This is a genomic window from Leptolyngbya sp. CCNP1308 (genome assembly GCF_034932455.1).
Classification (GTDB): domain Bacteria; phylum Cyanobacteriota; class Cyanobacteriia; order Phormidesmidales; family Phormidesmidaceae; genus Nodosilinea.
Map to the genome: position 1 here is coordinate 186,086 of NZ_JAYGIH010000035.1, position 19,380 is coordinate 205,465.

General features: G+C 57.2%; 15 protein-coding genes. 12 read left to right on the forward strand and 3 right to left on the reverse strand.

The window, feature by feature from the left end:
• The first annotated feature begins 6 nt into the window (after positions 1-6).
• From VB780_RS09320 to VB780_RS09360, 9 genes are all read left to right on the forward strand, one after another.
• Entirely contained in the window at positions 7-300 is a 294-nt protein-coding gene (locus VB780_RS09320; protein ID WP_323350865.1) for a hypothetical protein, read from the forward strand.
• A 267-nt stretch (positions 301-567) separates the two neighbouring features.
• Positions 568-2,268, forward strand: a complete 1,701-nt coding sequence (gene crtO, locus VB780_RS09325; protein WP_323350866.1) for a beta-carotene ketolase CrtO — start codon at positions 568-570, stop codon at positions 2,266-2,268.
• 84 nt (positions 2,269-2,352) lie between these two features.
• A complete protein-coding gene (locus VB780_RS09330) occupies positions 2,353-2,904 on the forward strand; it encodes a DUF2231 domain-containing protein (RefSeq protein WP_323350867.1) in 552 nt (183 codons plus the stop codon).
• Between the two features lie 391 nt (positions 2,905-3,295).
• Positions 3,296-3,688 carry a hypothetical protein gene (locus VB780_RS09335; RefSeq protein ID WP_323350868.1) on the forward strand — a complete coding sequence of 131 codons (393 nt, stop codon included), beginning with the start codon at positions 3,296-3,298 and terminating at the stop codon, positions 3,686-3,688.
• Positions 3,689-3,918: 230 nt separating this feature from the next.
• Positions 3,919-4,341 carry a hypothetical protein gene (locus VB780_RS09340; protein WP_323350869.1) on the forward strand — a complete coding sequence of 141 codons (423 nt, stop codon included), beginning with the start codon at positions 3,919-3,921 and terminating at the stop codon, positions 4,339-4,341.
• Positions 4,342-4,582: 241 nt separating this feature from the next.
• Positions 4,583-5,311, forward strand: coding sequence for a DUF3891 family protein (locus tag VB780_RS09345; RefSeq protein ID WP_323350870.1), 729 nt, complete (start codon positions 4,583-4,585; stop codon positions 5,309-5,311).
• A 263-nt stretch (positions 5,312-5,574) separates the two neighbouring features.
• The gene (locus tag VB780_RS09350) at positions 5,575-6,696 is read left to right on the forward strand and encodes an acyl-CoA dehydrogenase family protein (RefSeq protein ID WP_323350871.1); all 1,122 of its coding nucleotides are present in this window, start codon (positions 5,575-5,577) and stop codon (positions 6,694-6,696) included.
• Positions 6,684-7,463, forward strand: a complete 780-nt coding sequence (locus tag VB780_RS09355; RefSeq protein ID WP_323350872.1) for a PIG-L deacetylase family protein — start codon at positions 6,684-6,686, stop codon at positions 7,461-7,463. The genes VB780_RS09350 and VB780_RS09355 overlap by 13 nt, the downstream gene beginning before the upstream one ends.
• Positions 7,460-8,056, forward strand: a complete 597-nt coding sequence (locus VB780_RS09360; RefSeq protein ID WP_323350873.1) for a class I SAM-dependent methyltransferase — start codon at positions 7,460-7,462, stop codon at positions 8,054-8,056. Before VB780_RS09355 ends, VB780_RS09360 begins: the two co-directional genes overlap by 4 nt.
• Positions 8,057-8,410: 354 nt before the next feature.
• Here VB780_RS09360 and VB780_RS09365 read toward each other — a convergent pair whose 3' ends face one another.
• Together VB780_RS09365 and VB780_RS09370 are read right to left on the reverse strand one after the other, a co-directional pair.
• On the reverse strand, positions 8,411-9,724 hold the full coding sequence (locus tag VB780_RS09365; RefSeq protein ID WP_323350874.1) for a glycosyltransferase: 1,314 nt from the start codon (positions 9,722-9,724) through the stop codon (positions 8,411-8,413).
• Positions 9,725-9,993: 269 nt separating this feature from the next.
• Positions 9,994-10,854 carry an SDR family oxidoreductase gene (locus tag VB780_RS09370; protein ID WP_323350875.1) on the reverse strand — a complete coding sequence of 287 codons (861 nt, stop codon included), beginning with the start codon at positions 10,852-10,854 and terminating at the stop codon, positions 9,994-9,996.
• Between the two features lie 715 nt (positions 10,855-11,569).
• Here VB780_RS09370 and VB780_RS09375 point away from each other — a divergent pair.
• On the forward strand, positions 11,570-14,227 hold the full coding sequence (locus tag VB780_RS09375; RefSeq protein ID WP_323350876.1) for a PAS domain S-box protein: 2,658 nt from the start codon (positions 11,570-11,572) through the stop codon (positions 14,225-14,227).
• Positions 14,228-14,278: 51 nt separating this feature from the next.
• Positions 14,279-14,965: a type 1 glutamine amidotransferase domain-containing protein gene (locus VB780_RS09380; protein WP_323350877.1), complete on the forward strand. Its 687-nt coding sequence runs from the start codon at positions 14,279-14,281 to the stop codon at positions 14,963-14,965.
• 110 nt (positions 14,966-15,075) lie between these two features.
• Here the strand turns inward: VB780_RS09380 and VB780_RS09385 are convergent, their stop codons facing one another.
• Positions 15,076-17,520 (reverse strand): ATP-binding protein, encoded by a 2,445-nt coding sequence (locus VB780_RS09385; RefSeq protein WP_323350878.1) that lies wholly within the window; start codon positions 17,518-17,520, stop codon positions 15,076-15,078.
• A 1,195-nt stretch (positions 17,521-18,715) separates the two neighbouring features.
• On the opposite strand from VB780_RS09385, the gene VB780_RS09390 reads away from it, so the two are divergent.
• A complete protein-coding gene (locus VB780_RS09390) occupies positions 18,716-19,069 on the forward strand; it encodes a hypothetical protein (protein ID WP_323350879.1) in 354 nt (117 codons plus the stop codon).
• Positions 19,070-19,380: the final 311 nt, after the last annotated feature.

Sequence of the window (19,380 nt, forward strand, 5' to 3'; positions counted from 1 at the left end):
AAACCAATGGCCAACGATAGCGAAAGCGAAGAAAACAGCCTGATGGCCAACGTTGACGACAAAGAAAATGATCAAAATAAACTGCTAGAAGAAGTTGCCGACAATCCGGGCGCTAGAACTGCCGCCATCCATCAAAACCCAGAACTGATGCAGCAAGAAGCCCGCAACGCTGCCGCTGGTGAGGGGCCCAATGCCTCTGGTGGGTCTGGCGTATCTGCCGAAGCCGAAGATCATGTATCCAGTAGCTCTGATCCAGAGCCGAGTGATCTGCCGACCGCTAATTCTCCCCGTCGAGATTAGCAAAACAGGCAAGAACTGTTAGTGGTTATTTGGGGGCGATCGCCCCCAAAAACCCTCTCCCAAAAGCCTATTCCTGAAACCATAAATTTTGAAGATAATTTATTATAATTACCACTAATAGATCCGGCAAATTTTTGGCGACATTGAACATAAACGGCTAGCCGCTATATAAAATAAAACCAATATTTTTGACATCTATTCCCTATGATAGTTCGCTAAAAAAAGCGAATTGCCTACTATCAGGACATCATTGCGAGCGATTGTCCTATGCAAACATTTGATGTAGTCATTATTGGCGCAGGCCACAACGGGTTGGTTTGCGCTGGGTACCTATTAAAGTCAGGCTACAGTGTTTTGCTGCTAGAAAAACAGTCGATTCCCGGTGGGGCTGCCACAACAGAAGAAGCCTTGCCAGAGGAGGCTCCTGGCTTTCGCTTCAATCTTTGCGCGATCGACCACGAATTTATTCATCTTGGCCCTGTGGTCGATGAGCTAGAGCTAGAGCGATACGGTCTGGAATACCTGTTTTGTGACCCGGTTGTCTTTTGCCCCCAGGCCGACGGCAAAACCTTTTTAGGCCATCGCTCGGTCGATAAAACCTGTGCAGAAATTGCCCGCTACAGTGCGCGTGATGCCGCTAAATACAAAGAATACATGGCCTTTTGGGATACCCTCATCCAGGCCATCACCCCTGTGTTTAATGCGCCGCCAAAATCTGTCATCGATATTTTGGGCAATTACGGGCTGCACAACATGCAAGACTTGCTGTCGCTGATTGGGGGCGTTGACAAGGCTCTCGATCTGGTGCGAACCATGTTGAATAGCCCCGAAAACACGCTCAACGAATGGTTTGATGCTGAAGTTGTTAAGGCGCCCCTGGCCCGTTTGGCCTCTGAATTGGGGGGGCCACCCTCGGAGAAAACCTTGGCCATCGGTTCGATGATGATGGGACTGCGCCACAACCCCGGTATGGCCCGCCCTCGGGGCGGTACCGGGGCTCTAGTCGATGCCCTGGTGCGCATGGTTCAAGACAACGGCGGCACGATTCTCTGCGATCGCTCGGTGGATCAACTTTTGGTCAATGGCGAGGGGCGCGTGGAAGGGGTACGGGTCGCTGGGGGGCAAGAATATCGGGCGAAGAAAGGGGTGATTTCAAACATTGATGCCCAGCGAGTCTTTCAAGACCTAGTGCCCACCGCCGATGCAGACTCCTTTGCCCCCGGTTTGGGCGAGCGGCTCGATCGCCGCATTGTCAACAACAACGAGGGCATTCTCAAAATCGACTGCGCCCTATCTGAAATGCCCCGCTTTGAGGCCTACGACCACCAAGACGACTACCTGATCGGCTCAGTTCTAATTGCCGACTCGATGGATCAGGTGGAAACCGCCCACGCGATGCCGTTGCAGGGGTTGATTCCTGACCAAGATCCCTCGCTGTATGCGGTGGTGCCGACGGTGCTCGACCCGTCGATGGCCCCGGCAGGCCAGCACACCCTCTGGGTGGAGTTCTTTGCCCCTTACCAAATCAAAGACGCCGAGGGCACCGGCCTGCTCGGCACCGGCTGGACCGATGAGCGAAAAAACAAAGTGGCTGATCGCGTGCTCGACAAGCTGACCGACTATGCGCCCAATCTCAAACAGTCGATCATTGCTCGGCGGGTAGAAAGCCCGGCTGAGCTAACCCAGCGGCTGGGGGTGCGTAAGGGCAACCATTACCACATCGATATGACCCTCGACCAAATGGTGTTCTTTCGCCCCTTGCCCGAGCTGGCTAACTACCAAACCCCGATCGAGGGGCTGTTTTTGACCGGAGCGGGCACCCACCCCGGCGGTTCGATCTCGGGGATGCCGGGGCGCAACTGTGCTCGGGTGTTTTTGAGCGTGCAAGAGCCCCTGATCTACAACCTCAAAGAAGCGGGCAACTGGCTAAAAGACCGGTTCAAAGCGGTCGTTGGAACAGATAGTTAGGACGTCAGTTTCTGCATCTTAATCTCTGACCTGTTGCTGAATGTACCGCTATTGATTGACAACTATTGCTTGGAGACTGCTGCCATGGATACTCAAGATCGCCAAACTCAGGTTGATTCGGTGCCCTACCCTAACCTGCCCCCACTGATTGACAGTCGGGCAGCGGAGTACCGAGGGCCGGGCATTACCAGTTCGGTGGCCATCTTTGGCCATCCTATCCATCCGGTGATTGTGATTTTTCCGATCGCGTTCCTAAGCGGCGCGGCGGGCACTGACCTGGGCTACTTAATCACCCAAGATTTTTTCTGGGCCAGGGCCGGGCTTTGGCTGCTGGGGGCGGGGGTGTTGGCCGGGGTCGCCGCTGGCGTCACGGGCATGGTCGATTTCGCTAAAATTCCTCGGGTGCGCAAGCGTCGGGCTGGTTGGGCCCACATGGTGCTGAACATTGGTGCCCTGGTGCTCAGCATGGTCAACGTTGGCCTGCGCCTGGGCAATCCGGCCGACGCTATTGTGCCGGTGGGGCTGATATTGTCTTGCACGGTGGCGGTGCTGCTGATGGTGAGCGGCTGGTTTGGCGGCGAGCTGACCTTTCGCCACAAAGTGGGCATTGTCGGGCCAGGGGATGCATCGGATTAGTGAGGAGATTTCCAGGAAAGAAGATACCAGCTTCAATCCAGCGACCATAGCCGCTGTAGGGTGGGCACTGCCCACCATTAGGGAAACTCTTTTTCAGAGGGCGTTTGAAAAGTGATTTGCTGTAGTTTTAGTCACCTGCCGATCCCCCTGCCCCCCTTAAAAAGGGGGGTAAAAGTCCCCCTTTTTAAGGGGGATTTAGGGGGATCTCCACTTTTGCTACAAGAAATAGGACTTTTCAAACATCCTCTCAGAAGTCTCCTGAGTTAAGCCGTTGTTTGAACCGGGATTGGTCGCAGTTTGAGCTATCGACCGATCCTTTCCAACCCTTCAACAGAGAATATCTAGGCTCACGTTTTTCTCAAAAAATCCTTTAGTAAACCCATATTTAGTCATGACTTGGCATAATCAGATCGATCTTGAGCACTGTGATGATAGTTCGACCCACGGGGCATCATCCCACAGCCCAATGACGCCCGGCCTCACCAACACCTACGACGCCGAACTGCGGGAAAAAGCGGGTATGCACACACCGCCACCGCCACCCGAGTGCATGGGCCTAGAGGGGGAATACGACACCTTTGGGCTTGTGCATCGGCTGGCTGAGACCCTGGATCAGCAGCCCGATCTGGCCGCCATTGACACCGTAACGCTGACCCAGCACGGCAGCGCCATTTGTCTATCTGGCTCTGTGGAAGACAGCGCTGTCTTAGATCGAATTGTGGATATTGCCAATCATCTAGACGGCACCCGCGAGGTCGATGTCAGCCAGGTGTCGGTGGCTTAGGCGGGCAGTAGAGATCGGCCTCGGGGGCGATCGCAACCTTTTCATCGTTTGCAGAGAGGTGGCGATCGCCCCAAGACATATCCGGCGATGCCTGCGATCTGGCTAGGTTTTAGGTTGAGTCTAGGGATAGAGATCTGCCCGTTCAACAGCGGTTTAATCAGCCCTAGCGGTAGATATCGCCTGACTCTAAACCTCTTAGACTGTGAGCAAATTCCCAATGGAGCTTTATTATGCAGACCCTAAAACGCATTTTCAACCCCAGCGCCTGGCGTCAGTGGATGGTGGTTTTTCTGGCTGGCCTAGTTGTGCTAACGACAACGGCCTGTGGTGCAACCCAGGCGGCGGTGCCGGTCGATAACAATTCGGCTACTGCCGTTTCGCCTAAGAGCGAGGGCATGTATCCCCACAAAGATACCGACATGGATACCCGGGCCGCCGATGCTAAAGCCGATCGCATGATTCGCCAGGCGGAGCAGCGGATTGAGCAAAACAGCAATAAATCTCTGGGGCAGCAGGCCGAAGAGGTTGGCCAGTCGGCCAAGCGGGCCGCCGAAAACATTGGCCAATCGACCCAGCAAGCCGCTGACAACGCCGCCGAAAACGCTCGGGGTCTAGTCAACGGTGCTGCTGACACCGTTCTGCCGAACAGCTAGCTTCTGGCCCTAGCCCAGGAACTCAAACCAGCATCCAGATAGAGACGCTCTGTAATGATCTCTATCTGGATGCTGATTGTATGGGTTTTTATTTCTCGATAGAATTTTTCCTGGGCTGTTTGACGTTTTGGCCGGGGCGAAGCGTTTAGAGTTCCCTAGAGTCAGCGGCTTAAGGGAATTTGCGGTCAGTGACCCAGAGGCCAAAAGCGTTGCTTACTTTGATTGTTTGAAACCTACATTTATGATCGTCAATCTTCAAGATGATGGCTGGGAAATTATTTATCACCGTGCCCATGCGCTCTTAGCGGCTCAAATTGCCGGACATTGGGACTTTAGCAAGCAAACCTATCGTCTCTACGAAACGATCGCGGCGATCACCCACCACGATCACCTCGAAAAAGAGTGGGAGGGAGATCAGCTAACCGAGGCCGGAGCGCCCCTAGACTTTACTTTAAAGAAAGAATCGCCCATCGAACAACTCAGCCAGCACGCCGATGAAGCGTTGTATCAGGGCCGTTGGGTGGCGATGCTAATTTCGATGCACCTGTGCTTCTTAAACCAGGGCAAGGGGGAAGATGACTCCAAAATGGCCAGTTTTTTAAAGGAACAGCGCCAGCGCCAGGCCCAGTGGCAGACCGAACTTGACATTACCCAGGAGGACGCCGAAAAAGCCTATACCTTTATGCGCTGGTGCGATCGCCTGTCGCTAATTTTGTCCCAGCGTCAGATACCCGTAGGCGGTCGGCAGCTAGAGATTACCCAAGGCCCCGACGGCAGACGCTACAGTATTTATGAGCTAGATTCTGGCGATTTAAGCGTTACGCCCTGGCCATTTTCCTGCGAAAAATTTACAGTTATGGTCGATGCCTCTTACCTATCGCAGCTCAAGTTTAACTCTAACACTGCGCTGACTAAAGCTTTAATGGATGCTCCCCGAAAAACGCTGTCTTGGACGTTGAAAAAAGCTTGAGATTAGGGATATCTCGATCCCTAATCAATAAGCTCTAACCAATAAAAATAGGCCGCTTTTCAAATATCCCTCAGGGTAGAGGGGCACAGGTCGAGCATCTGTCATTCTTAAGAGCATTCCCATTGTTGTCCCCAAGGTGAGCCAAATTTTGGTCAGGGGCAGGGCCGGATTTCCTAGGAGGTGTTCCTATCACTGCTGAACTTTTAACGATTCCCCTGGGGCCTAAACTGGCGATCGCTGACCTGCTGCGATCGGCTGGGCAATTGGCCGATGGCTTTGCGAACCGGGCGGCGGCAGTCGATCGGCCAGGGGCATTTCCGGTGGAGGAGTTTGGGCAGCTGGCCAGGGCCGGTTTTTTGGCGGCACCGCTGCACCCCGAGCTGGGGGGCTGCGGTCTCGGCATTGACGCCTCGACAACCCACGAACTGCTGCGGCTGCTCAAGCAGATTGGCCGGGGCAATCTGGCGATCGGGCGGGTGTATGAAGGCCATGTCAACGCGCTACAGCTGATTCAAACCTTTGGCACGGCGGCGCAGATTCAGCGCTACGGGCGCGAGGCCCGCGACGAGCACAAACTTTTTGGCGTTTGGAATGCCGAAGACGCCGAAGGCCTGCACCTGGTGCCCATTGGCCCCAACCGCTACCGACTACAGGGGGCAAAGACGTTTTGTTCGGGGGGCGGCTACGTGGAGCGCCCCTTTGTCAACGGCAAGCTGCCCGACGGGTCGTGGCAAATGTGCATTGTGCCCATGGATGAGGTGCAAACTAGGTGCGATCGCAACTGGTGGCAGCCCATGGGCATGCGCGCCACCGCCAGCTACAAAATTGATTTCAGCGGTGTAGAGCTGGGGGCCGAATCGCTGATTGGCGAACCGGGCGACTATCTGCGGCAGCCCTGGCTCACGGCTGGGGTGGTGCGTTTTGCCGCCGTGCAGCTGGGCGGGGCCGAGGCGCTGTTTGACTTCACTCGGCAGTACCTCCAGGGCGAGGGCCGCACCGACCACCCCTACCAGCAAGAGCGGCTGGGCCAGATGGCGATCGCCCTAGAGAGCGGCAATCTCTGGCTGGGCGGGGTCGCCGATCGCCTGGTCGCCTACGACCCACAGTTTGGCGGCCAGGCCCAGGGAGCCCATCCTCACCAGGGGCAGCTGGTGGCCTACGCCAACATGATGCGTACCGCCATTGAGCAAATCTGCATTGACACCATGCAGCTGTGCCAGCGCTCGGTGGGCACCCGAGGGCTGCTATCGCCCCACCCCATGGAGCGGGTGATTCGCGATTTGACCCTGTATCTGCGGCAGCCCGCCTTTGATGTCGCCCTAGCTGGGGTGGGGGGCTACGCTCTGACCCAAACTATCCCCGCCGATCGCCTATGGCAAGCCTAGACACGCTTTCTTCGTTCACGTCGCCCTTTGTGGCGGCAGAGGCGCTGCCGCTGCAATCCATCACTTCCCTCCAGCCCCCGGTACTGGTGGTGGCCCCCCATCCCGATGACGAAACCCTGGGCTGCGGCGGCGCGATCGCTCAGCTGCGGGCCAGAGACTGCCCGGTGCACGTGCTGGTGATTAGCGACGGCACCCGATCCCACCCGCGATCGCAGCAGTATCCGGCCCTTCGGCTGAAGCAGGTGCGCGAGGCCGAGACCCTAGCTGCCCTGGCGCTGCTTGGGGTGGAGGCTGAGAACGTCACCTTTCTGGGCCTGCCCGATGGCGCTGTACCGCACCTGTCCCTAGCGGGCAATCGCCCCCAGGAACCAGCGGCCCAGGCGGCGCTGGAGCAGTGCCAGACCTACCTGCGGCAGACGGTTCCCCAGACAATTTTTTTGCCCTATCGGTTTGACCCCCACCGCGACCATCGGGCGAGCTGGCAGCTAGTGCAGGGGGCGATCGCGGTGCTTCCCCAGCCGCCCCAGGTGATCGAATACCCAATTTGGGATTGGGACCCGCACCAGCGCCAGCCCCTGGCCGAGGGCTACCAGCCCTGGCGGCTCGATGTTGCCCCCCAGCTACCCCTCAAACAGCAGGCGATTCACTGCTACCGATCGCAAACCACCGATCTAATTGATGATGACCCCACCGGGTTTCGCCTGTCGCCTGAGCTGATCGCCAATTTTCTCAACCCCTGGGAAGTTTATCTAGAGCCCACCCCATGACCGACCCCGTAAGCGAACAATCCCTCGCCGCCGATTTTTTTGACACCCTCTACCAGGCCGACCCCGACCCCTGGCGGTTTGAAACCAGCCAGTACGAAGCCGCCAAATACGCCGCCACCATGGCCGCGCTACCCAAACCGCGCTACCGCTCCGCCTTTGAGATCGGCAGCTCTATCGGCGTGCTCACCGAGCAACTGGCCCAGCGCTGCGACGCCCTGCTGTCGGTGGATATTTCTGCGATCGCCCAAGAGCGGGCTATACAGCGCTGCCAACACCTCCCCCAAGTGCGCTTTCGGCTGATGAATGTGCCCCAGGAGTACCCCACCGACAGCTTCGATTTAGTCTTGCTCTCAGAGGTGGGCTACTACTGGTGCCTGGCCGATCTGCACAGCGCCCAACAGCGCATTTACGAATCGCTGGAGCCCGGTGGCCACTTGCTGCTGGTGCACTGGCTGCACGATGCCCCCAGCTACCCGCTGCGGGGCGACGATGTGCACAATGCCTTTCAAGACTTTGCGGCGGTTTCCCAGCTCAAGCCTTTGTCCAGTCAGTGCACCGCCGACTATCGCTTAGATCTCTACGAGCGCCCTTAGCAAACCAAACGCGAACTAGCTGAAGGACGCCTTTACAAACGGCATCTTCACCCTTAGAGGGCGTTTGAAAAGTGATTTGCTGTAGTTTTAGTCACCTGCTGATCCCCCCTGCCCCCCTTAAAAAGGGGGGTAAAAGTCCCCCTTTTTAAGGAGGATTTCGGGGGATCTCCACTTTTTCTACAAGAAATAGGACTTTTCAAACATCCTCTTAAAGGCCGGTGCCTTAGGGTATTCGGCAGGATGAAGTCTAATACGAAATCCGAGTTGGGAAACTCCGATTCATAATCAGCAACCTCGTAGGGGCGTAGCATGCTACGCCCCTACGAATCGGGGGTATTCAGGTAGGATTTCGGATTAGACCGTCAAGGCGACATTGGGGGTTGGCACAGAGTTGTCTCTCAACTCAGCCCCAGGCCAGCGATCGCCAGCCTGGGGCGACGCCTGCTGGCGCTGCTGATTGAGGTAGAGGCGCAGATCGGCGATCGCCATCTCTATGGGTACCGCCGCCCACTGCTGCTGCCAGATCCCTATCGTCTGCTGGCACTGCTCAACCCGCTGAAACAGCTCTCCAAAGGTCAACGACTGCTCAATCGCCTGGTGCAGATCGGCCATGGGCACGGCTAACCGCGTCGCCAACTGGGCCAGTCGCTGGGGGGCCAGCGCGGCGCGAAATGGGTCGCTGGTGGCCTGTCCCCAGTAGCGGCGCAGATCGCGGCGCACCAGCAGCCTGGCCCTAACCTCTGCCGCTGACGCCACCAAGAATGACTGCCGCCGCTGTCCTAGCGCTTGAAACTGACTGAGGCGATCGGCCAAGCCCATCGTGGCGCGGCCCTGGTGGCGAGCCGAGGTGGTCACTCGCATCAGCGGGCTGTGGCGCACCTTGGCCCCCACTTTGACAATCGCATTGTGAAACGCCACATCCTCAGAGGTGGGTACTAGGGGCATGCCCCCCGCCAGGGCGTACATTTCGTGGGTGACCGCAAAGTTAGCGCCAAAAAATTGGTAGTGGCGCGGAGCCTTATCAAAGGGGTCGGGATCGAGGTAGTCTTCGAGCTGCTTGATCAAGTAGCGATAGCCCACAAACCGCAGATAAGAAGCCTTAGTTGCCGCATCTAGCGCCGCTCGCTCGGCCCGGTGGGTGACCGTGCGCCCGCCCACCGCATCGGCCCCCTGCTCAATTTCGTACCGCATGGCGGCAATCCAGTGGCGATCGACCTGGCTATCGCCATCGGTGGAGGCAATGATGCCGTAGGGCTGCCCCAGCCCCTGGAGCCGTCGGTAGGCCTCATCCATCAGCATCTGGCGCACGCGACCAATGTGGGCTTCCTGAGGGGGCAGGGTTTGCTCGACGACATGGAGTTGAAACTGGGAATGCTGCTGAGCAAACTGGCGAGCGATCGCTGCCGAGTCGTCAGTGCAGTTGTTGGCAAACACAATCACTTCGTAGCTTTTAGACTCTAAGCGATCGCCGTTAAAATTGACCTGATTTGCCAGCGCTAGCAGGGTCTCTGGCAGCATCTCCGCTTCATTTCGAACCGGCACAATTACCGAAACTCGCGTGGGGGGCAGCGGCGACTCAGCAACTAAAACAGGACTCGATCGAAGCGTATCGTCATCCAAATTTGTCGAAGCAGAGCGGGGTATTGCTGCCAAGCAATGACCTTGCATGATGATCCTTTTCAAAGGGGAATAGGAGAAATATTCAGGGAAGCAGCCACAGTGGAGCACCAAGCCTCCATCGCATTTTCAACCATACGATGCCCCCAGCTGAAGACAAATCAGCCCTGTGGGATAACTCGGAAAATCTAGCGATAGATAAGCAGGTTTTTCCCTTCTAACATCCCTAGAAGATGAATAATTGAGGAGGAAATTTAGCCAGCCTTAGGAGACTGGACGAGATTTCCTCCTCTGCATACCGTATTTAGGCTGGTTCAGTTTTACCCGTTAACCACTACACCGCCGTTGGGGTGCAGCACCTGACCCGCCATATAAGACGCATCTTCAGACGCCAAAAAGACAAAGCTAGGCGCAACTTCGTTAGGTTGTCCAGGGCGCTGCATGGGCACCTGTTTGCCAAAATTGGCCACATCGTCTCCCGAAAACGCATCGGGAATAAACGGCGTCCAGATTGGGCCTGGGGCCACGCCATTGACGCGAATGCCTTTTTCTAACATAGGCCCGGCAATGGAGCGGGTGAAGGCCAAAATCGCCCCCTTGGTGGTGGAATAGCTCAGCAGACTGGGGTTGCCTTTGTAGGCGTTGATCGACGTGGTGTTGATCATAGAGCTGCCCGGTTTCATGTGGGGAGTCGCCGCCTTGGCAAAGTAAAACATGGAGAAGATGTTGGTGGCAAAAACCTCCTCTAGGCGAGCCTCGTCGATTTCATCGAGGGTAGGTTCTTGGTACTGCACCGCTGCATTGTTGACCAAAATATCGAGCTGGCCGAATTCTTTGACGGTTCGCTGTACCGCCTCGCGGCAAAAGTCTTCGCTGCGAATATCGCCCGGAATTAGCAGACAGCGGCGACCGTAATCTTCCACGGCCCGCTGGGTTTCTTTGGCGTCGTCGTGCTCGTTGAGGTAGACAATGGCAACATCGGCCCCTTCTTTGGCGTAGTAAACCGCGACAGAGCGACCAATACCGCTGTCACCACCGGTAATTAGGGCCACTTTATCCTGCAATTTGCCGCTGCCCTTGTAGTTGGGGTCGTCGTACTGGGGTCTGGGCACCATCTCTGACTCTAGGGCGGGGGTGCGGTCTTGATGTTGAGCAGAAATTTGATCGGGGGTAATCGTCATGGCGGGTCTCAATTGGGGTGAATACAAAAGTGCTTAATTAAGGGAGCTACAAAAAAGAGGCTACAAAGAGCGATAAAAAAGACTTATCTGGCCAAAAAAGGCGGCGGCAGGGTTAGCTACTGGATAAAACTTCGTAAAGGCCGCTCTAATTGATAGGCTAAGGCCGCTCTAATTGATAGGCTGGCCCTACTGTAACGATCGAAATCAGCGGCGTTATCTTTCGCTAGGTTGAACCCAATTTGACAAAAAGCCTGCGGCTGACGCTGGACTTTTGACAGCAGATTCAAGAATAAATTTGGGCCAGATAGGTGGGTTTATGGCTCTCAGGCTTCAGCGGCAAAACTGAGCAAAACCGGATATAAGCGTGTATACAACGGCTGGAGGATCCCCCCTGCCCCCCTTAAAAAGGGGGGTGAGTCCGCTTCAAAGTCTCCCTTTTTAAGGGGGATTTAGGGGGATCGCTAGCTGTGGCCGATAGTCACCCAATCTCTACAATCTCTATAGGCGCCCGGATATGGGCTGAGCCGCGATCGGGTAGCTTAATCAGTGCAAATACCTAATCTATGCCTAGAGATATATGACTACCGGAGTTTGCTATCTCAAGCTAGATTTAGCCAAAAGACGGTAGGCAGGCTAAATTCGGTTTTTTGTGCGCGAGCTGTAGGCTGAAAATAGCCTATCTACCGTCTTAAATGCTTAATACCGTTAGGCTGCTATGAACATTCATCTGTTTTATTTGCGTCCTAAAACCTGTGGCATAGCGGTTTTTAGCGTGACGGTGGCCCTCCTGATTATGGGGCTGCTCAACCCCGTAGCCAATATGGCTATGACGCCTTTTTTGCTGTTCTATGGGGCCGTGGTCGTAGCCGCATGGCGGGGTGGGGCGGCGTGTGGGGCGCTGACAACGGTCTTAGCGGCTTTGGTCAGCAGCTATTTTTTTATGGCACCGCTGTATAGCCTCAGCCTAGATACCCCAGCTCTGATTCGACTAAGCGTGTTTGTGATCCAAGGGATGGGGCTCAGCGCCATATGCGGCTCGTTGAGAGCGGCCCGCCATCGCCTAGAGTACAGCTCTCTGCAGCTGCGGGAAAGCGAAGTCTCTCTAACCCAGACCAGTCAGTGGGTAACGGCTATTTTAGAGAGCATTACTGAAGGCTTTTATGCGGTCGATTTGCAGTGGCGGTTTGTGTACATCAACCCCCAGGCGCAGTACCTGTTTAATCGCCCCCTAGACGAGCTGCTGGGGCAGTCGATTTGGGAGGTGCTGAGCGATCTAGACGGCAGCGCTATGGGGGAATCGTTCAAACGGGCCATGATGACTCGGCAGCCGCTGATGGTAGAAACTCCGGGGGTATTGCACCGCGATCGCCTGTTTGAGATGCATGTTAACCCCCTGGCTAACGGGCTGGCGATCTACTTTCGCGATGTGACCGATCGCAGAAATAGCCAGCGTCAGCTCTATCAGCAGATGCAGATGCTTGACTTGGCCAACGACAGCATTATTATTCAAGACCTCGATACGGCCATCATTACCTACTGGAACCAGGGGGCGGCGCGGCGGTACGGCTGGTCGGCAGCGGAGGCGGTGGGGCGATCGGCCACAGAGTTGCTCAAAACTGTCTTGCCCGAGCCCAGGTCGGCAATTCACGAAGCTATTTTGCAGGAGGGGTACTGGGCGGGGGAGCTGAGGCAAACCACTCGCGAGGGCCGCGCGATTATTACCAATAGCCGCTGGACGCTTCAGCCCACCCCGGCGGGCGAACCCGACGCTGTGTTAGAAATCAACTCCGACGTGACCGAGCAAAAGGAGGTGGAAGCTGCCCTGCGCAAGAGCGAGCTGCACTTTCGCACCCTGGCCAACTCGATGCCGCAAATGTTTTGGACGGCGCTGGCCGACGGCCAGCTGGAATATTGCAACCAGCGCTGGTACGACTACACGGGCCTGACTGCGGCCCAGAGCTTTGCTGAGGGCTGGCTGACGGTGCTGCACCCCGACGATCGCGATCGCTGCCAGACGGCCTGGGCCGAGGCGCTGCACCAGGGGCTGCCGCTGTCCCTAGAGGCCAGACCCCGGCGGGCGGACGGCCAGTATCGCTGGCACCTGGTACGGGCGTTTCCGCTGCGGGGGGAAGGGGGGGAGGTGCTGCGGTGGTTTGGCTCGTCTACGGATATTCACGACCAGAAAACGGCGCTGGTGGAGCGCGATCGCGCCCTGGCCCAGGAGCGGGTCGCTCGCGCCGAGGCCGAGGCGGCCAACCACATCAAAGACGAGTTTTTAGCGATGCTCTCCCACGAGCTGCGCACGCCGCTAAACCCCATCTTGGGCTGGATTTCGCTGCTGCGATCGCGCCCCCTCGACGAAGATACCCGCGCCCGCGCCCTCGAAACCATTGAGCGCAACGCCAAGGTGCAGGCCGAGCTAATTGAAGATTTGCTCGATGTGTCGCGCATTTTGCGGGGCAAGCTCCAGCTCAATATTCAGTCTGTCGCGCTGTCTACCGTGGTGCAGGCCGCCCTAGAAACGGTGCAGCTCTCGGCCCAGGCCAAGGCCATTGCCCTACACCCCGAGTTTGATTCGACCCTGGGGACGGTGGGGGGCGACCCCAGCCGCCTCCAACAGATCGTGTGGAACCTGCTCTCCAACGCCATCAAATTCACCCCTAGGGGCGGTACGGTTACGGTCAGGCTGCGCCAAGCTGGCAACTATGCCGTCATTGAGGTGGCCGATACGGGCCAGGGCATTAGCGCCGACTTTTTGCCCCACGTATTTGAGCGCTTTCGCCAGGCCGACAGCAGCAGCACCCGCTCCTTTGGCGGGCTGGGGCTGGGGCTAGCGATCGTGCGCTATCTGACGGAGCAGCACGGCGGTGAGGTCTCGGTGACCAGCCCAGGCCTTGGCCAGGGAGCCACCTTTACCGTGCGGCTGCCCCTGCAAGCGGCCACGGCCCTGCCTAATCCAGCCCTCGTCCCCCCCGGCACCATTAACCTGACTGGGCGGCTAGCGCTGGTGGTTGACGACGATCGCGATTCGCTGCACCTGCTGTCGGCCCTGCTGAAAGACTACGGCATGGAGGTGCTCACCGCCGAATCGGCGGCGGTGGGCCTGCACCTGATCGAGCAGCACCATCCCGATGTGCTGATTAGCGACATTGGCATGCCCGAGCAAGACGGCATCACGCTGATGCAGATTCTGCGCCAGCGGCCAGCGGCAGCCGGGGGGCTCACCCCCGCAATCGCCCTGACCGCCTACGTGGATGCCCAGACGCGCGATCGCGCGATCGCTGCCGGGTTTCAGCGCCACCTGAGTAAACCCCTCGACGTAGAGCAACTGGGCCTAGCCCTGGCAGAGCTGGTCTGCGGCTCTAGTGGCTAGGCCCAAGCCTGTTCAAACCGTACATCTGACTAACGCAAAGGAATTGAGTCTATGAAAATTTTGATGATTTTGACCTCCCACGATCAGTTGGGCAACACCGGCAAAAAAACCGGCTTCTGGCTAGAGGAATTTGCCGCCCCCTACTACGTGTTTAAAGACGCCGGGGCCGAGCTTACCCTGGCCTCACCCCAGGGCGGTCAGCCGCCGCTAGACCCCAAAAGCGACGCCCCCGATGCCCAGACCGAGGCCACCGAGCGCTTTAGGCAAGACCCTAGCGCCCAGCATGCCCTGGCCAACACCGCCGTGCTGTCTACGGTATCTGCCGCCGACTACGACGCCGTGTTTTACCCCGGTGGCCACGGCCCGCTGTGGGATCTCGCCAACGATTCCCATTCCATCGCCCTAATCGAAGCCTTCTACAAGGCGAATAAGCCTGTGGCCGCCGTGTGCCACGCCCCTGGGGTGCTGCGCCAGGCCAAAGCGCCCGACGGCTCGCCCCTGGTGCAAAACAAGAGCGTCACCGGCTTTACCAACAGCGAAGAAGCGGCCGTGGGCCTGACCGACGTAGTGCCCTTTCTAGTCGAAGACGCGCTGAAGCAGAGCGGCGGCAACTACAGCAAAGCCGAGGATTGGCAGCCCTACGTGGCGCACGACGGCCACTTGATCACCGGGCAAAATCCGGCTTCCTCTGAGGCGGCGGCCCAGGCCTTGCTGCAGGCGCTCAGCGTCGCTCGTTAACGTTTCGACTCTTGTTGGCAGGGCTAACTTGGCCGTTGGGGTTAGCAGGTTGGCAAGTTGGCAGGTTCAAACCTTTCAACCCTTCAACCCGCTAACCCTTCAACCCCATCCTACGGGCACGCCTGAGTCAGCTCCACCACCGCCTGCACCAGCTTTTCGAGATCGAGGGGTTTGGTGAGGTGGCGCTGATAGCCGCTGTCGAGGGACTGCTGCTGATCTTCGTCGCGGGCGTAGGCGGTGAGGGCGATCGCCGGTATTTTGCCCCCCTGGTCTGGGGGCAGGGCGCGCACCTGGCGAATCAGCCGGTAGCCATCCATGTCGGGCATACCAATGTCGCTGATCAGCACATCGGGATGGAGGGTTTTGAGGGTGTCGAGGGCTTCGGTGGCCGAGCCAGCGGTAATGACGTCGGCCCCATACTGCCCCAGCAGCACCGTCAAAAATTCGCGAGTGTCGGCCGAGTCATCGACCGAAAACACCCGAATGCCGCTCAAGTCGAGGGCCGGTCGCGGTAGGGCTGCGACGGAGTCGGCATTGGTCTTCTCCGCCAGCTTAGGAATCCGAACGCTGAAGGTCGCCCCCTGACCTTCGCCGGGGCTGCGGGCGGCAATGGTGCCGCCGTGAATGTCAACCAGCTGACGCACGATCGCCAGCCCCAGCCCCAGCCCACCGTGCCTGCGGGTGATCGAAATATCCTCCTGTCGGAAGGACTCAAATAGGTAGGGCAAAAAGTCGGCGCTGATGCCAATGCCCGTATCGCTGACCTCCAGGTTGGCCTGGTCATCGACGGAGCCTAGGGTGACGTTGATCTGGCCACCGCTGGGGGTAAATTTAATCGCGTTGGAGAGCAGGTTGCCAACAATTTGCTGGAGACGGGCGGCATCGCCCGCCACTCGAACCGTCGGGTCAAGGTCGAGGTTGACGGCAATGGTCTTGGTGGCCGCTGCCGTCTTCACCGTCTCTAGGGCCGACTCGACCACGGTCGCGAGGTGAACCGGCACCGGGTTGAGGTGAAGCTTGCCGCGCAAAATTTTGGCCAGATCGAGCAGGTCATCGACTAGCTGGGTCTGGAGCAGGGCATTGCGCTCGATGGTGGCGAGAGCCTGGGCGGTTTTGGCCGTATCAAAACTGCGGGTTTGCAGCAGCTTGGCCCAGCCCAAAATGGGGTTGAGGGGCGACCTGAGCTCGTGGGAGAGCACCGCTAAAAACTGATCCTTCAGCCGGTTGGCCTGTTCGGCCTCTTCGCGGGCAATGCGCTCACGCTGAAGCAGCTGCTCGCGATCGCGCTCACTCTCTTTTAGGGCTGTGATCTCGGCAAAGCCGGCGATCGCCCCCCGCACCTGGCCATCGGCACCACGGAGGGGCACGACCTTACCGTAGATGGTGCGCACCGTGCCGTCGGGGTAGACGAACTCAATTTCATCGGTCACCTCCTGCCCGGTGCGAATGGCTTTTTCCATCGGCAAATCCTGGGGTTCAATCTCCTGCCCCTGTCGGCACTGTTTGAAGAGCGGCGAGCGTTCATCTCTGGAGGGTGCAGCGATCAGTCCCCCCTGCGACTGGGTTCGCATCAGCTCGTGGGCCGTGCGGTTGGCGGTCATCCGCTGGCAGTCGGCATCGTGGGCAATCCAGATGGCGGCGGGGGTCGTTTCCATCAGGGCGGCCAGCTCTTCGGCCTGGGTATGGGCGATCGCCTCGCTGCCGATCAGCGCTTGCTCAAAGCGCTTTTGCTCGGTGACGTTGATGGCAATGCCCGTCATGCGCATGGGCTGGCCCGCCTCGTTATAGAAGGTCTGCCCCCGAACCATGATCCAGCGCCGCCCATTCTCGGGGTGGGCAATGCGAAAACTGACCTTGAGATTTTCGCCCTGCTCGATCGCCTCACGGGTTTTTTGCTCTACGTGGGGTCGGTCGAGGGGCGAAATGGCGGCCAACCAGTTTTTGTAGGAGGGCATCACCGTCGGGGCCAAGCCGTAGAGGTGGTAGTACTCCTCGGACCAGGTGACGCGGTTGGCGACCATATCCCAATCCCACAGGCCGGCCCCGGCCCCCCGCTGGGCCAGGCGCAGCTGCTCTTCACTTTTGCGCAGGGCTCCTTCCGCCGAGGGGCAGTGGGTGATCTGAGCTGTGACAAATACCCCCGCGATCTGGCCCGCCTCATCCCAAATGGCGCTACAGGCCCAGTGGTGCAGGTTGGCGTCTGGGGGAAGGTCAACGAACTGCGATCGCCCGCTGGCAAACACATTCTCAACGGTGCGACCCAGATCTTCCCAGCCCCCATGGCTGGCTAAAAAGTCGGTCAGGGGTTGGCCTTGCCCAGGCTCGCCAGGCTGCCAAGCGGCACAGGCCGAGTTAGAGAACAGGTGACGATCGCGCCCCCAGACGCACGCCATCGGCGTCTCTGCGCTGAGCACAATGCCCAGGGTGGTTTTAAGGGCAGCGGGCCAGGCAGCGTCGTCGCCCAGCGGGGTCTGCGACCAATCGCGCGATCGCCGTAGCGCTGCCATCGGGTCTTGGCCCATAGGTATGGATTGGGTTAAGCCCTGAAGAGGCATGTGAGTCTCCCTTTACGCCTGGTTCACCTGAATACTGGTTCACCGAATACTGGTTCACCTGAATAGATAAGGAGATTTCCAGAAAATTAAGATCCCCGCTTTATTTGGCGACGGTAGCCGCCGTGGGGTGGGCGTTACCCACCATGGGGGAGAAAGTTCCCAGTAGTCACCTAGGTACGCCTCAGCTCTGACATGGGCCAGATGTATATCGCTGAACTGACAGCTAGGGCGCAAGCTCAACGGCCAGCGACGAGTCTCGCCCTGCTTCTCACCCTGCCAAACAGTGACCTAGATAGCCTCACCGGCTGAAGTCGATGGCCTTCAGAACCTCCACAGCTCTGAGGTAATCATTTTCGTCCAGGTCTGTTCAGGCTTTCGGCAGCCGTCAGTACGACCCATGGCCTACGTCTGATGATTAACCTTTCTATCCAAAGGCTGATCTACCCTAGGGTAGAAAAATATCCATAGTTTTGTGAAGGTGGCCATCGTGTCTGACCCGGCGATCGCCCTGAGACCAACCTTCCAAAGAAATGGAATCCCTTAAAACAACAATCTCAAAAAACTATCCACAGGCAGGCACTTTGGGCAAAATATCCCCCCGCTGCTCAACCCTGAGGAATAGATTTACCCTGCTTTAACCTGCTCTTTGGGTAGACCGATATTCTTCAGGGGGCGATCGACCGCATTCCTAGCAATTCTGCGGCAACCCGCTGAACAACAGGAATTGCCGCTGCTATCACCCAAAGCTTTAGCCTCGATTAAGTCTGATACGAAATCTGATTTGATAAAACCCCGATTCATCATCAGGAAACCCGTAGAGCCGTAGCATGCTTGCCCTAAGCATCGAGGGTATTCAGCTAAAACTTGGTGTTAGACCCCGCCCACAGTGAGGAAGCGAGGTTGAGGAATCCTCAGATTGAGTGCCATCACGTTTTTTATCCCCAGATTTGGGCGATCGCAGGCAACGGCAAATCCCCACCGTTGGGCCTATATCCTCAGATTGATGCTGATAGGTTGTCAATGCCCTAAGGTGATGGGGTCATTGAAAAAAATGATGGCTAACGCCAGCTTAACCTCCTTCAATGGGCCGATTAAAGTCGGTTTTGGTAGCAATAACTGGTGATCTTAGCTCCTAAAAACTATTTGCGTAAGTTTTAGTTTGTTCATCAAATCTAAGTTGAGAGGATTATCAACAATGAAGCAGATTCTTCATCGGCTCAATCGCAATCTGGCCAGGATTTCTATGGTGATGATTGCCTCGCTGTTTTTGTTCCTTGGGGTGGCCAGTCCAGCCATGGCCTTTGGTAAATCCAGCAGCAATTCCTCAGATGGCACAGCCCAAATGAATAATATACAAAAAGCCTCGGAGCGGGCGCTCAAGGCTGAGCCCCGCAGCCAGGGCGAGGTGCAGGGCAAGGCCCAGCGCGGGCCCAACGAAGTACAGGGAGATGCCGATCTGCATACGCTAAATTCTCCTCAAAATTCTCAAGCGACCACTGTGCAAGATCAAATTGAGAATGCCCTAGAGAAAGTTACCCCCGGTAACTAAAGCCAGTCGCTGCTCAATGACGCTATGCCTGCGCGATCTAGCGTCCTTTTATCCCGCCCCTCGATAGGGGCGGGATTTTTTGAGATTTTTATTACATTATTTTTTATTTAAAGGTGATAACGACCAAACTAGTACCGCTATGCGGAGTTCAAAATGCAAAATTAAAAGTGAAAATCCTTAGTTCGCAGGTATTTCGAGCATTCTGAACAGTAGGGCCATTTCTTAATATGGGGCACAGGGGGGATGCCGCGATGGATTTCACCCTGGTGAAACCCGTTATAAAACCATCTTGAAAACTATAGCTGCGATCG